At 63.6% G+C, this 13,422-nt stretch carries 10 protein-coding genes and 2 pseudogenes; 4 read left to right on the forward strand and 8 right to left on the reverse strand.

The window, feature by feature from the left end; genetic code table 11:
• Positions 1 to 193: 193 nt before the first annotated feature.
• Positions 194 to 473 (forward strand): annotated as a pseudogene (locus tag FW796_RS16690) (antitoxin of toxin-antitoxin stability system).
• Between the two features lie 42 nt (positions 474 to 515).
• Here FW796_RS16690 and FW796_RS16695 read toward each other — a convergent pair.
• The 3 genes from FW796_RS16695 to FW796_RS16705 form a co-directional block, all read right to left on the reverse strand.
• Positions 516 to 761, reverse strand: a complete 246-nt coding sequence (locus FW796_RS16695) for a DUF2789 domain-containing protein (protein ID WP_123725423.1) — start codon at positions 759 to 761, stop codon at positions 516 to 518.
• Between the two features lie 14 nt (positions 762 to 775).
• Positions 776 to 1,237, reverse strand: coding sequence for an aminoacyl-tRNA deacylase (locus tag FW796_RS16700; RefSeq protein ID WP_346634022.1), 462 nt, complete (start codon positions 1,235 to 1,237; stop codon positions 776 to 778).
• A gap of 107 nt (positions 1,238 to 1,344) precedes the next feature.
• On the reverse strand, positions 1,345 to 2,961 hold the full coding sequence (locus tag FW796_RS16705) for a glycosyltransferase family 39 protein (protein WP_346634021.1): 1,617 nt from the start codon (positions 2,959 to 2,961) through the stop codon (positions 1,345 to 1,347).
• Between the two features lie 200 nt (positions 2,962 to 3,161).
• Here FW796_RS16705 and FW796_RS16710 point away from each other — a divergent pair, with 200 nt between their 5' ends.
• The 3 genes and pseudogenes from FW796_RS16710 to FW796_RS16720 all read left to right on the forward strand — a co-directional run bounded on the left by FW796_RS16710 (position 3,162) and on the right by FW796_RS16720 (position 6,656).
• Positions 3,162 to 5,348, forward strand: coding sequence for an outer membrane assembly lipoprotein YfiO (locus FW796_RS16710; RefSeq protein WP_346634020.1), 2,187 nt, complete (start codon positions 3,162 to 3,164; stop codon positions 5,346 to 5,348).
• On the forward strand, positions 5,318 to 6,106 hold the full coding sequence (locus FW796_RS16715; protein ID WP_404938011.1) for a DUF3142 domain-containing protein: 789 nt from the start codon (positions 5,318 to 5,320) through the stop codon (positions 6,104 to 6,106). Before FW796_RS16710 ends, FW796_RS16715 begins: the two co-directional genes overlap by 31 nt.
• A gap of 237 nt (positions 6,107 to 6,343) precedes the next feature.
• Positions 6,344 to 6,656: pseudogene (locus FW796_RS16720) on the forward strand (hypothetical protein).
• An 11-nt stretch (positions 6,657 to 6,667) separates the two neighbouring features.
• On the opposite strand, the gene FW796_RS16725 reads toward FW796_RS16720, so the two are convergent.
• The 5 genes from FW796_RS16725 to FW796_RS16745 form a co-directional block, all read right to left on the reverse strand.
• Entirely contained in the window at positions 6,668 to 9,133 is a 2,466-nt protein-coding gene (locus FW796_RS16725; protein ID WP_404938010.1) for a TonB-dependent siderophore receptor, read from the reverse strand.
• A 97-nt stretch (positions 9,134 to 9,230) separates the two neighbouring features.
• Complete coding sequence (locus FW796_RS16730) at positions 9,231 to 10,184, reverse strand: FecR domain-containing protein (RefSeq protein WP_404938009.1); 954 nt, start codon at positions 10,182 to 10,184, stop codon at positions 9,231 to 9,233.
• Positions 10,181 to 10,690, reverse strand: coding sequence for a sigma-70 family RNA polymerase sigma factor (locus FW796_RS16735; RefSeq protein ID WP_346634016.1), 510 nt, complete (start codon positions 10,688 to 10,690; stop codon positions 10,181 to 10,183). The genes FW796_RS16730 and FW796_RS16735 overlap by 4 nt, the downstream gene beginning before the upstream one ends.
• 70 nt (positions 10,691 to 10,760) lie before the next feature.
• Positions 10,761 to 12,350, reverse strand: coding sequence for an efflux transporter outer membrane subunit (locus FW796_RS16740; RefSeq protein ID WP_446439593.1), 1,590 nt, complete (start codon positions 12,348 to 12,350; stop codon positions 10,761 to 10,763).
• Positions 12,347 to 13,417, reverse strand: coding sequence for an HlyD family secretion protein (locus tag FW796_RS16745; RefSeq protein WP_404938007.1), 1,071 nt, complete (start codon positions 13,415 to 13,417; stop codon positions 12,347 to 12,349). Before FW796_RS16745 ends, FW796_RS16740 begins: the two co-directional genes overlap by 4 nt.
• Between the last annotated feature and the right edge of the window lie 5 nt (positions 13,418 to 13,422).

Here is a 13,422-nt window from a genome sequence, read left to right on the forward strand (position 1 = left end):
AGTGATTCAAGGGAGTTGGACACAAGACTGTTCGCACACTGTTAGTTTGCTAACTATCAATATGGCATCCACGGCTAAATCCAGTCAAGTTTTGTAACAATTACCCAGGCCAAGCGTTTTGCTGATCCGCCCCTAACCAAAACGGATACTGAAAAGGTATCTGTTTTTTCATGACTTTTTGCGGAGATCGCTCATGCCCAAGCACGCCGTCTTTAACCATGAAACTCGAAACTGAACTGCGGGATCAGTTCATGGCGCAAGCACAAGCCTGTCACCGTCCGGCCTCGCAGATCATTCGCGAAATGATGCGCGATTTCGTCCAGAAGCAGCACGAATCCAGGGAGTACGAAGCTTTTTTGCAGCAGAAAGCTCAGCTCGCCCGAGCCTCTATGGAGGCTCAGCACGGGCCCAGCCATGAAGCAATAGAAGCCGAGTTCGCTGCCAGGCGCGCCCGGGCATCGAGGCTCGAATGAACATCGTCTTTGGGTCTCTTCTCGCCAATGGCCACCGCCGAGCTAGCCCCCTCGCCCCCTGCGCAACAACACATCCAACTGATCCACCACCTCCGCCCAATCGGCATCGTCGAGCAGTTCATCGCGCAGAAAGTCGGCCTGGCTCTTGCTCCAGAAGAACGCGTCCGCCAGGTGCAACTCCGGTTTCAGCGGGGAATGGGTAGCGATGAATCGATCGATGCTCACCGGGTCATCGGCCAGCCCCAGCTGCTTGAACAGCGCCGGCAGATTGTGGGTCGGTGATTCCATGGTCTGGCTCCTGATCAGTGAGAAACTTCGCAAACCTGAGCGTGGGGCACCATTTTCAGGTACTGAGCCATGCTCATGTGCACCAGGTTGTGGTGATTACCGGCCTCCAGATAGATGTCTTTCTGCCGGGTCAGCCAAGGGTCGATGACAACATCCAGGCCATAGGATTCGCCAAGGGCCGGCACCGCGCCGCGCTCGCAGTCGTTGAACAGATGGGCCAGGGTGCTTTCCCGGGTGATCTGCCACTCACCGCTGCCGCGGACCTTGCTCAAATCCAGATGACGGCTGGCGGGCAATACCGCCATCAGGTAGTGGCCGTGGTGATCGTCGAGAATCACCGACTTGGCCACCCGCTCCGCGGGAACCCCCGCCACGCGTGCGGTCTCCAGGCTGCTGGCCGAGTGAGGGTGAGTCACCAGATCAAATTCGCAATGCGCCAGCTCCAGGCTGCGTTGCACGGTTCTTGCCATACGCATGATGCACCTCGGTGCCCCGAAACCGATTCGAGGCGACAGGTTGACGTTCCCTCAAATGAGTCTAGGTCGGGCCAGGGTTGCCGCACCGCGCAACTTCCGAACGGCATTCAATTCGCTCTGGGCGAGCTGCAAGGCGTTGCCACAGAGGCGCACATGACAAACAGCCGGGCCCGGGTGCTGCCAGCGGCGAACTCGGTGACTTTGTGCCAGCCGGCCGGCAACGGCGCGAACTCCTCGGGTTGATCGTCGGTACCCACCAGCCAGACCCGGCCGCTGCCCACTGGCAACGAGCCCAGTTGATCCAGGTAGACCTCATCCGGTTGGTCGATCAGGGTGCCGAAACCATAGGCGTTCGGCCTGCCGGAGGCGCCCCCCGGCAACGGCGGCGTATACAGCAACGGCTGGGCGTCGGTACGGTTGTAGTAGACGTAGCTCAAGTACCAGAGCATGTCGCTGATGACGATGCGGTCGCCCGGGGCGTAGTGGGTGTTGACGTAATCCACCATCACGCTGATCTGGTCGTTGACGTCGACATCGGTGTTGTTTCGCAGCCCCTGGGCTTCGATCCCCACGAAGACCAGCAACAGGGCCAGGGCCAGCAGTCGAGCCGTTCGCAGCCAGCGGTCGATGACCATCGCCACGATCAACGGCAGGCCCAGGGCATAGGCGGTCAGGTAGCGTTCGATGAACACCGGGGAAATGAACGACACCGCAAACACCAGCAACAGCGGCAACAGGGTAAAACTCGTCAGCAGCCCGCCCAGCCTGGTTCGCGAGTGGTCACGCCACACCGGCACCAGGCAGACCAGCAGCATCAGCAGCGGCAACCCCACGAACAGCGGCCAGGGCAGGCTGTCGCCTTCGTCCTGGAGCAACAGCTGCCAGGTCATCGCCGGCAGGGACGACCAGGTCACCGCAGGCTCCCAACCGACATCGCCACCGGCCTTCAACTCGTCCAGGTGCCGCAGCAGTTCCAGCAGTTCGGGAACCCAGGGCAGATACAGCACCACGACGCAGGCATTGGCCAGCCACCAGACCGGCCGACCGAGCAAACGCCGACCGTCCTCGGCTCGGGCTCCCGATAACGCCAGGTACAGCCAATGGGCCAGAACACAGAGCACCGTGAAGTAATGGGTGTAGAACGCCAGCGCCAGCAACAGGCTGTAGATCAGCAGGTAGCGCCAGCGCCGGGGTTGGCGCACCCAGTACGCCAGGGCCAGGGTCGCCCCCAGCAGCAACATGCCCAGCAGGGCATACATGCGCACTTCCTGGCTGTAGCGCACGGCGGTGGGCAGCAACGCCAGGAGCACCCCGGCGATAATCGCCGCTCGTCGGCCAGCCAGCAGTGCCACCAGCCAGACACCCAGTCCCACTGTGACAATCCCCGGCACGGCGCTGAACATCCGCACCGACAAAATGCCGTCGCCGAACAATTCGATCCAGCCATGCAGCAGCATGAAATACAGTGGTGGGTGGACATCGTGAGCGGCATGCCACCAGATCTCCACCAGGGAATACTGACTGAGCAACAGACTGGAGCCTTCGTCGCCCCAGATGGCTGCCGCAGTCAGGTCATAGAAGCGGACGCCGGCGGCCAGCAGCAAGATCGGCAGCAACCCATACTCCAGCACCCGACGAGCCAGCCGCTGCCACCCTGCGCCCTGCTGCACGTGCGCCTGCTCCGACAAACGCCCGACCAGATCCGGCGCTTTGCGAAATTCCATTCCCTGCTCCCCTCACCCGCATGACGTGGCTGCAATGACCGACACAGCATCTTCTTTTGCCTGGAAAACCGCAAAGGCCCGACAGCCGTTGCAAAACATCGGAATCTTCGCTGACTGCATAGGTGCGCCTCTAGCGCCTTCTGTATGATTCGCCCATCTTCAAGGTGCTCCCTCGCGGCTTTGCGAATTAAGGACAATTCATGCGTATCGGTCTTCTTCCATCATTGACCCTGGCCCTGGGCACCTTGTTTGCCGCCCTGGCCCAGGCCAGCTCCGATGACATGTGCTTCCCGAGCTGGAAGCTCTACTCCAACCAGCTGGATGCCTGCAGCAACCTGCCTTTTCTCAGCCCGGGCAACGACAGCCGGGTCAACCTGCGCCTGCTGCTGGCCGACCAGGGCAGTCTGCCTTTGACTCCCCGGGCCTTGACCCAGGATGACCTGGGCCTGGGTTTTGGCCCCGTGCCCTTCCCGGCCTATCGCCTGCGCCCGGCAGATCCCGATACCAGTAGCGAGTCCAAGGCCACTCCGGCACCCGCCACCGAGCAGCTCGACAACCTATTGCAGGCCCTGGGCCTGAGGCGCGATAGCAAGGACACCGCCGGCGACGCTTTTTTGTCCGGAGAGGGCAGCCGCTGTCGCAGCAACTCGGACGCCAGCGCCCTGGCGTTTGTCGAACAGCTCAACAAGACGCAACTCAGCGACGAGGAGCGCCAGGCCCTGGCCGAGGCCCGGGTGCAACTGCTGGCCAGCTGCGACTGGAACGCCAGCGAAATGAACAGGCTGCTGCCGGGCAACCTGAACTCGGCAGAGGCCAAGGCGTTCGCCCGCTACCTGCAGGCTGCCGCCGACTTCTATAGTGGCCGTTTCAGCGAAGCCGGCAACGGTTTTGCCGCCCTCAAGGACAATGCCCAGCCCTGGCTGGCCGAAACTGCGGCCTACATGGGCCCGCGCACCACGCTCAACCTGGCCCAACAGAACGCCTTCGATGAATGGAGCATGGTCAGCCTGGAGCATGTGGACAAAGCCGTCCTGCAACAGGCCGGAAGCGGTTTCGAGGCCTACCTGAAAACTTATCCACAGGGACGTTACGCCGTGTCCGCCAAGGGCCTGATCCGGCGGGTGCACTGGCTGGCGGGGGATTACCAGGCGCTGGCCGACGACTATGCCCAGCAATTGACCCAGGCTCCGGGTACGCCACGCAACATGCGCCTGGAAGACGTGGTGGAAGAGGTCGACTACAAACTGCTGAGCATTCCCGGCGACAACTTCCAGGCCCCGCTGCTGCTGGCGGTCAGGGACCTGATGCGCATGCGCGCTGAGACGCCTCCGGCATTGACCCGCGAAGCCCTGCAACAGCAGAAGGCCCTGTTCGAAGGACAACCGGCATTGTTCGACTATCTGCTGGCGGCCTTCAGCCTGTATGTGGAGCAGCAACCGGCCGCGGCGCTCAAACAACTGCCGACCCAGTTGCCGACGCAACTGGACTACCTGAGCTTCAGCCAGCAGACCCTGCGCGGCCTGGCCCTGCAGGCCCAACAGGACTGGAAAGGCGCCGAAGCGCTGTGGCTGCAACTGCTGCCCCTGGCCAAGCAACCCCTGCAACGGGAACAGCTGGAACTGGCCCTGGCCTTCAACTACGAACGCAGCGGCCAACTGGCCAAGGTGTTTGCCGCCGACTCACCGATCAAGACCACCCAGGTCCGCGACATTCTCCTGCGCCAGGTGGCCTCGCCCAAGCTGCTGCGCCAGCAGGCACGGCAGGCCGACTCTGCCACCGAGCGCAACACCGCCTGGTTCGTGCTGCTGTACAAGGACCTGACCCGCGGCCAGTACGCAGCCTTTGGCGAAGACTTCAAGCAACAACCCAGCCCCCTGCCCGAAGAAACCCTCAGCCGCGGCCTGGGCTACCTCTTCGACTATGGCCCCTCACTGGCGGTATTCCAGTGGTACGGCAAGCCTGACAGTGGCGAAGAGAGCAGCTATGCCTGCCCGAGCATCAAGGACAGCGCCGCGGCCCTGCAACAGGACCCGAAAAGCCCGGCCGGCCTGCTCTGCCTCGGAGAGTTCATGCGCCTGAACAACTTCGACCAGATGCCCCTGGATACACCGCCCAACGCCCAATCCCTGGGCGGCACCCAAGACAACTTCCCAGGCAAGCCCTTCTCGCGACTCGATGGTTATCAGGTGGTAATCAACAACCCCAAGGCCAGCCGTGACGAACGCGCCTATGCCTTGTACCGGGCGATCTACTGCTACGCCTCCTCCGGCAACAACCGTTGTGGCGGCGCCGGTGTCGAACCGGCCGTGCGCAAGGCCTGGTTCCGCCAGCTCAAGGGCAAGTTGGGGGACACCCAATGGGGCCAGTCGCTGCGTTACTACTGGTGAATCCAAAACGCCTGGCCTGCTGCCTGCTGTCACTGTGCCTGTACTGGGCAGTACCGGCAGGCGCCACCGTTGACGCGGCGCACTACGACGCCTTCTGGCTGTGGAGCGGGGTCAAGACCCAGCCAGTGCTGGCCCAGGCCAAGACCCTGTACATCCTCCAGGGGCAGATCAGTCGCTCGCGGCGCCATCCCGGGCGCGGTGTCGAGCTCATCGCCCAGGGCCTGCCGGTGTCGCAGCTGCCCCAGGAACAGGTCTGGGTGGTCTACCGCGCCCACACCCTGGCCTGGCCGGAGTCGCTGTATCGCCAGTTGCTTGGCCAGGTGCACCGCTGGCATGCCACGGGCACTGCGGTAATGGGCATCCAGATCGATTTCGACAGCAGCACCCGCGACCTCGAACGCTACGTGAGTTTCCTGCGCGACCTGCGCCAGCGCCTGCCGGCGCACTACCGCCTGAGCATCACCGGCCTGATGGACTGGGGCAGCAACGCCGACCCGCAAGCCATCGGCCAGCTCAAGGGCATAGTGGATGAAGTAGTGGTGCAGACCTACCAGGGTCGCCATAGCATTCCCAACTACGCAGCCTACCTGCCGCGCCTGGATCGCATGGGCCTGCCTTACAAGGTCGGTCTGATCCAGGGCGGTGACTGGCAAGAGCCCCAGGCGCTGCGTGACAGTGCCTGGTTCAAGGGGTATGTGGTGTTTTTGCAGAATCCTCAAATCGAGCCTCAACTACGGCGTAACACGCGTTCACAGTAGTACGCGTCGACAACCTTGATCCTGAAAGCCTGCTCATGCAAAACGGTTCACGGGGAGTTGATGTTCAGCACAGCCATGGATCGACCCACACTCTCGTCGGACAAGGATTGACCACGACGAAAGCAGGCAATAGGATCGGGCTCACTACTCAACCCCGTACGCAGAGATTAAGTTCACTGGCCGTTGGGGTGAAAAAACCGGCTCCGGCCGGTTTTTTCGTTTCCAGGGAATGGAATAGTGCGCACGGCATTCTTCGTCGACGGCTACAACCTGTTTTACGGGTTACTAGCTGACACTCGATTCAAATGGCTCGATCTGCCCAGGCTGCTGATCCATATCGTGCAGATCGAGAACCCCGCCAGTCGCCGAGTTGACCCTCGGCGTCATCCTGCCTCACAGGCCCGAGTACCAACGTCCGCAACCCGGCTCACTGAAAGCACTGGCCCATTGGATGCGCCGGGTCATCACCGCCGAAGAACTGCAAAAACACCAGTTCCCCGAGCGAGTCACGACCCACAAGGCGCCCGCGATCAAACCGGACTACTGGTGAATCCGCTCCCCTTACCAGTCATAGGTCAAACTCGACACCATGGTCCGGCCTTCGCCGTAATAGCAGTCCCAGATGGTGGTGCAATTGGCGACGTAGGTCTTGTCGGTGAGGTTCTTCACGTTCAGTGCCAGCTTCACGCCCTTCCATTGCAACGGCGATTTCTCCAGGTCGTAGGACAGGCTGGCGTCGTACACGGTGTAGGACGGGATCTGGAAGGCGCCGTCGTAATCGGTGCCATAGCTGCCCTTGACGTAGCGGGTGCCGACGCCTGCGCCCAGGCCCGCCAGCGGCGTGTCGCCGAGGATCGTGTAGTTGAGCCACAGCGACGCGGTCAACGGCGGCATCCCTGCCGGATGACGCCCTTCGCGCCCGTCGTTGTCCTTGGTGTACTTGATGTCGTTGCGCGACGCCGAGGCAATCACGTCCAGCGATTCGCTGAGGCTGGCCTTGGCTTCCAGCTCGATCCCCCGGGAGCGCACCGCGCCACTCTGGACGCTGAACCCGGGGTTGGCCAGGTCGGAGGTCAGGATGTTTTCCTGGTCCAGTTGGTAGGCCGATACCTGGACGAAGCTCTCCTGGCCCGGCGGCTGGTATTTCACCCCCACTTCGTACTGCTTGCCGCTGGACGGCTCGAAAGCGCCGCCCTGGCGACTGGTGCCACTCAACGGCAGGAAGGATTCCGAATAGCTGACAAAGGGCGCCAGCCCGTTGTCGAACAAGTACACCAGCCCGCCGCGCCCGGTGAAGGACTGGCTCTTGGCATTGGTATGACCACCGTTGAGCGGCGTCTTGTTATCGGTTTCCGCCCAATCGTTGCGACCGCCCAGAACCAGCACCCACTTCTCGTACTTGATCTGATCCTGCACATACAGGCCGGTCTGGATGATGGTGTTGTCCCACTGGTAAGGATTGCCGAAATTCAGCGACTGGCCGTAAGTCGGGGTGAACATGTCGAGAATCGGCGGGTTGAAGTCGTACTTGCCATGGAACTTCGAGTTGAAGTGGTAATAGTCCAGCCCCGTCACCAAGGTGTGGCTGAAGGGTCCGGTGTTGAACTCGGCCTGGGCGATGCTATCCACACCGTAAACCTTGTTGTGCTGCTTCCAATCCACACCGTAGCGGGTCATGTAGCGCTGATCGTTGAGGCCGGTCCTGGGATTGGTGACGAACCTGTAGCCGTGCAGCGGCGCGCGGTAGCGGTCATCGACGTCGGCGTAGCGGGCGTTCTGCTTCAGGGTCCAGACATCGTTCAGGCGATGGGAGAACTCGTAGCCGAGGACGAACTGGTCGCGGTCGTAGGCATTGACCCCGGGCTCGCCGAGAAACAGGTCGCGGTCGATCTTGCCATTGGGGTTGGCGAACACCGTGCCCACGCTGGGCAGGCCCTGGGCCTCGGGCACGTCGTTGTCCTTCTGGTACTGGGCGAACAGCGTCAGCTGGGTGTCGTCATCGGGCCGCCAGGTCAGGCTCGGGGCGATGAACTGCCGCTGCTGCTGGACGTAATCGATGGCGTCCTGGCTGTCGCTGGCCAGCCCGGTCAGGCGATAGAGGAACTGCCCCTGTTCATCCAGCGGGCCACCCAGGTCCAGGGCGATGCTCTTGTGGTCATAGCTGCCGGCTTCCAGCACCAGCTGGTGCAGCGGGGTTTCGGTGGGCCGCTTGCTGACCATGTTGACGATGCCGCCCGGCTGGTTCTGCCCGTAGAGCACCGAAGCCGGCCCCTTGAGCACTTCGATGCGCTCCAGGGCATAGGGCTCGATCTGCAGGGCACCGCCGGTACTGCCGCCGCCATAGGGCAAGTGCAGGCCATCGAGGTACATCGGCGTCGGGGAAAAACCACGGGAGGTCGGCTCGTCGAAAATCTTCACCCGGTCGGAAAAGCCACCACCGGTCATGCCCGGGGTGTAGAGCAGCGCTTCGGTCACGCTATGAGCGCCGCGAGCCTTGATCTCCTTGGCGCCGATCACGTTGATGGTCTGCGGAATCTCCACCAGTGCCGAGTCGGTCTTGCTCCCTGTGGCACTGCGCTTGGCGACGATTCCCGGTACCGCGCCCCAGGCATCCTCGGTCATCTGCGTGGCGCCGATCCGGGTTGGCGCCAGCTGCAGCGCGCCGTTCTCGGCCAAGGGTTGCAGGCCCCAGCTGGCACCGGTCTGCACCGCCTGCAAACCACTGCCGGCCAGCAACGTCTGCAGGCCCTGTGCGACCTCGTAACGCCCATGCAGGCCGGCACTGTGCTTGCCGGCAGTCATGCTCGCATCCACCGACAGGAGAATCCCCGCGGCACTGGCGAAACGATTCAGGACCTGATCGAGATTGCCGGCGGCAATCTGGTAGTCCCGCGCCTGGCTCTGGCTGCCGCTGTCGGCCTGGGCCATGCCCGGCAACACCGGGGCCATGGCCAGCAGCGCGACAAAGGCGCGGCGGCGGGCGGCGGTGCCCAGGGTCAAAATGGATGCTGTGGTCTGGTAAGGCATTCCTGAACTCCCCATGAGAATGCGTCTTGATCGGCTTTCATGGGGTATCCCGGACAGCTCGGCAGAATCGACAATCGCGCAGAAATTTTTTTTGCAATCAGCTCCGCGGCTTGAGGGTCACCCAGTAGCGGGTCACCGCGTGCGCCCGCACCGGCAGCGAACGTTCCAGGGCCGCGAGTACCGCGTCGCTGTCCGCCAGGGGAAAGACCCCGGTGAGCAACAGGCCGGCCACCTGCTCGTCACAACGCAACAGCCCCGGGCGATAACGCGCCAGCTCGGTGACGAACTGCCCCAGGGGCTGGCGTTCGGCAATCAGCCGGCCCTGGCTCCAACTGCTGGCATTGACTTCAGCCACTTGCCGCGCCGAAACCCGTCCGGCGCTGAACCACAGGCGCTCGCCGGCATTGAGTTGCACAGCCTGGGCATGCCGGGGGCTGACCCGCAGCGCACCTTCGTAAAGATCGACCCGAGTGCCGCCGTCCAGCTCGCGCACGGCAAAGCGCGTGCCCAGGGCCTGGATATCTCCGGCGGCGGTTTCGACGATCAGCGGCCGCGAGGAATCATGCCCGCTGGTGAGCAGGATCTCGCCCTGGATCAAGCGGATGCGCCGCTCACTGGCACTGAACAGCAGGTCGACGGCACTGGCGCTGTTGAGGTCCAGGCGACTGCCGTCGCTCAGGGTCAGGTGGCGAATTTCCCCGGTGGCCGTACGCTGCCCAGCAAAGGCCGCCCGCCAAGGCTGGCTGTCCTGGACCAGATAACCGCTGCCCCCGGCCACCAACAGCAAGCCCAACAGTTTCAGCGCCGCACGTCGTTGCGGGTCCGGGGCCTGGGCCAGCAGCACATGGGCACTGTGCTCCGGCACCCCGCCCAGGGTCTGCTGCAGTTGCTGCAAGCGCTGCCAGGCCCGACGGTGTTCGGAATCAGCCTGCTGCCAAGCCACGAACGCCTCGCGCTGCTGCGCATCGAGCTCACCGCCCCAATGCAGCATCAGCCATTCACTGGCCTGCTCGACGATGGCAGGAGCAATGGGTGCCTGATGGACCTTCATTCTTCGTAAAGCACCTGATAACAAGCCTGGATCGCACGGATCATGTACTTCTGCACCGAACTCACGGAAACCTCCAGGCGCTCGGCAATCTGCGCATACCCCAACCCTTCGAACTGCGACATGAGAAAGGCCTGGCGCACCTTGTCCGGCATGCGATCGAGCATGGCATCGATCTGCATCAGGGTTTCGAGGATCAGTGCGCGGCTTTCCAGGGAGGGCGTCTGGGGTTCCGGCAGGTGGGCGATGCTTTCCAGGTAAGCGCGCTCGATGCGCAACCGGCGCCACTGGTCGATCACCAGGTTGCGCGCGATCTGCGCCAGGTAACTGCGGCTTTCCTGGTGCCCGGGAAAGCGCCCCGACAGCAACAGGCGCAGGAAAGTGTCCTGCGCCACATCCGCCGCATGCTCGCGATCGCCCAGGCGCTTGCGCAACCAACTCTGCAGCCAGCCGTGATGATCTCGATACAGGCGATGGAGCTGGGCGTTACCGTCAGTGGTTGCTTCCATGAATGAAACTGCACACATGATTGAGAGCAATTATCATTACACTTTTTTCTCAATCCAGGCAAAAAGGCTTTCAGCGCACCGGGCTGGCGGCGTGCAGCGGATACACCGACTCCCAGCCTCCCCCCAGCGCCTTGTACAAACCGACCATGGACAGGGACACCCCCGCCGAGCTTTCCACCAGTTGCTCCTGGGTGGCCAGCAAGGCGCCCTGCACGGTCAGGACGTTGACGAAATCCACCACCCCTTCGACGTATTGCTGCTGCGCGGTGCGCAAGGCGATCTGATTTTGCCGCACCGCTTCGGCCAGGCTGTCGCGGCGCAACTGGCTGGCGTTGTAGCGAGTCAACTGGTCGTCGATTTCGTGCCAGGCCCGCAGCACGGTCTGCTGATAGGCCAGGGCTGCTTCCTGCTGCTGGGCCTCGCGCAACTGGAGCATGCCGCGCAAACGACCACCGTCGAACAGCGGCAGGCTGAACTGCGGGCCGATGCCGAACTGCCGGGAGCTCCAGGAACCGAAGTCTGCCAATTGCATGGCCTGGGAGCCGAAGTTGCCGGACAAGGTAATGCGCGGATAGAAATCCCCCTTGGCTACGCCAATGCTGGCCGTCGCCGCATGCAGCCGGGCCTCGGCCTGACGGATATCGGGGCGGCGTTCGGCCAACTGCGACGGCAGGCCGATGGCCACTTGGCTCGGGGGTTGGGGCACCGGCGCGTCACTGGCCAACTCCTGGTGCAGGGCCTGGGGCGGCTCGCCCAGCAGCAGGCTCAGGGCATTGATCAACTGCGCCTGGCGCTGCTGCAACTCCGGCAGCCGGGCCTCGATGGTAGCGACCTGGGCCGCCGCTTCGGCCACATCCAGATCAGTGGCCACGCCATCGGCCAGGCGCAGTTGCGAGAGCTTCAGACTGTGACGCGCGACGTCGAGGTTCTGCTCGGTAACGGCCCGGGTGCTCTGCACGCCACGCAGTTGGATATAGTCCTGGGCGGTTTCCGCCAGCACCGACAACAGCACGCCACGCCGATCGTTCTCCGCCACTTCCAGGGTGGCGTCGGCCGCTTCGGTTTCACGCCGGACCCGGCCCCAGAAATCCAGTTCCCAGGAAGCCGAGAAGCCGGCTTCCCAGAGATTGAAGGCGGACCTGCCGTTGTTCCCCGACGGGTCGTTCAAGCCTTCGGCGCTGTTGCGCTTGCGCCCGTAGCCGCCATTGGCAGAGGTGCTCGGGTAGCGCTCGGCGGTGATCACCTGGCGCGCCGCCCGGCTCTGTTGCAAGCGGCTGCTGGCCAGTTGCAGATCGAGGTTGTCGCTCAGGGCCCGGCGACTCAGGGCCGACAGTTGCGGATCATTGAACACCTCCCACCAGCGCTCTTGCATGGCGCTGTCCACCGCCTGGCTGGCGGCGGCCTGTGCAGGTGTCGACCAGGCCTGGACCTGGGTCGCCTGGGGCCGCTGGAAATCCGGGCCGACGCTGCAGGCGCCCAACGCCAGCAAGCCAAGCACCAGCAGCGCCCTGCCCCCGTGGCGAGGGAGCTTGCTCCCGTTCGAGTGCGCAGCACTCGCAAAGCGGCTTTCACTGAAGCCCTGGGCCACCGCATCAATCGCTTCCGCGGTAGCTGCGCTACCCAGCGGGAAGCGTCTGTGCCAGCTGCGTTCGATACTCATCGCTGGGTCACCTCACGTGCACTGGTGGCAGAGCTGTGGGTATCCACGCTGGCTTCCACCGACATGCCGACCCGCAGGCGCTCGGCCATGGGCTGGTTGGGGTCCAGGAGAATCTTCACCGGAATGCGCTGCACCACCTTGGTGAAGTTGCCGGTGGCGTTGTCCGGTTTCACCGCCGCGAACGTCACGCCGGTGGCCGGGGCCAGACTCTCGACGCGGCCGTGCAGGGTCTCGCCGCCCAGGCTGTCGACGCGCACTTCGACCGTCTGCCCGGCGTGCATGGCGGTGAGCTGGGTTTCCTGGAAGTTGGCCAGCACATAGGCCTGCTGCAGGGGCACCACGGCGAGGATCTTGCTGCCGGGAGTGACATAGGCGCCGACCCGTACCGCACGTTCGCCGACCATGCCATCCACTGGGGCGACGATGCGCGTATACGACAGCTCGTAGCTGGCCATTTCCAGGGCGGCCTGGGCCCGCTTCAAGCCGCCTTCGGCCGCGTCGCGCTGGGCAGTGAGGATCTCCACCTGCTTGCGCTCCGCTGCCAGGGCCGCAGTGGCCGTGGCCAGCCGGGCGCTGGCCTGGTCGATGCGGGTCTTGGCCTGCTGGGCGTTCTGCACGGTGCCGGCGCCGACCCCTGCCAGGTGGTTGTAGCGATTGAGCTCGTGCTCGGCAAAGGCCATTTCGGCGCGAGCCGCCCCCAGTGCCGCCTGGGCCTGGGCAATCACCGAACTCTGCCGGTCCAGGGTGGCCCGGGCGTTCTGCAACTGGGCCTGGGCCACCAGGGTTTCGGCATCCGCCGCCTGCGCCGCGGCCCGCAGGTCACGGTCATCGATCAGCGCCAGCAGTTGCCCGGCCTTGACCTGCTGGTTGTCCTCCACCAGCACTTCCTTGATGAACCCGGCCACGCGTGGCGCCACCAGGGTGTAGTCGGCGGCGATGAAGGCGTCGTTGGTGCTTTGCTCGCTGGAGCGGCCAAACAGACCCGGCGCCACCAGATAAGCCAGCACGCCAAGGGCCGCTACCGTCGCCACAGCGACGGCGATTTTGTCTTTGCTCTGGATCGTCATAAAAA

This window comes from Pseudomonas sp. 910_21 (assembly GCF_052850735.1).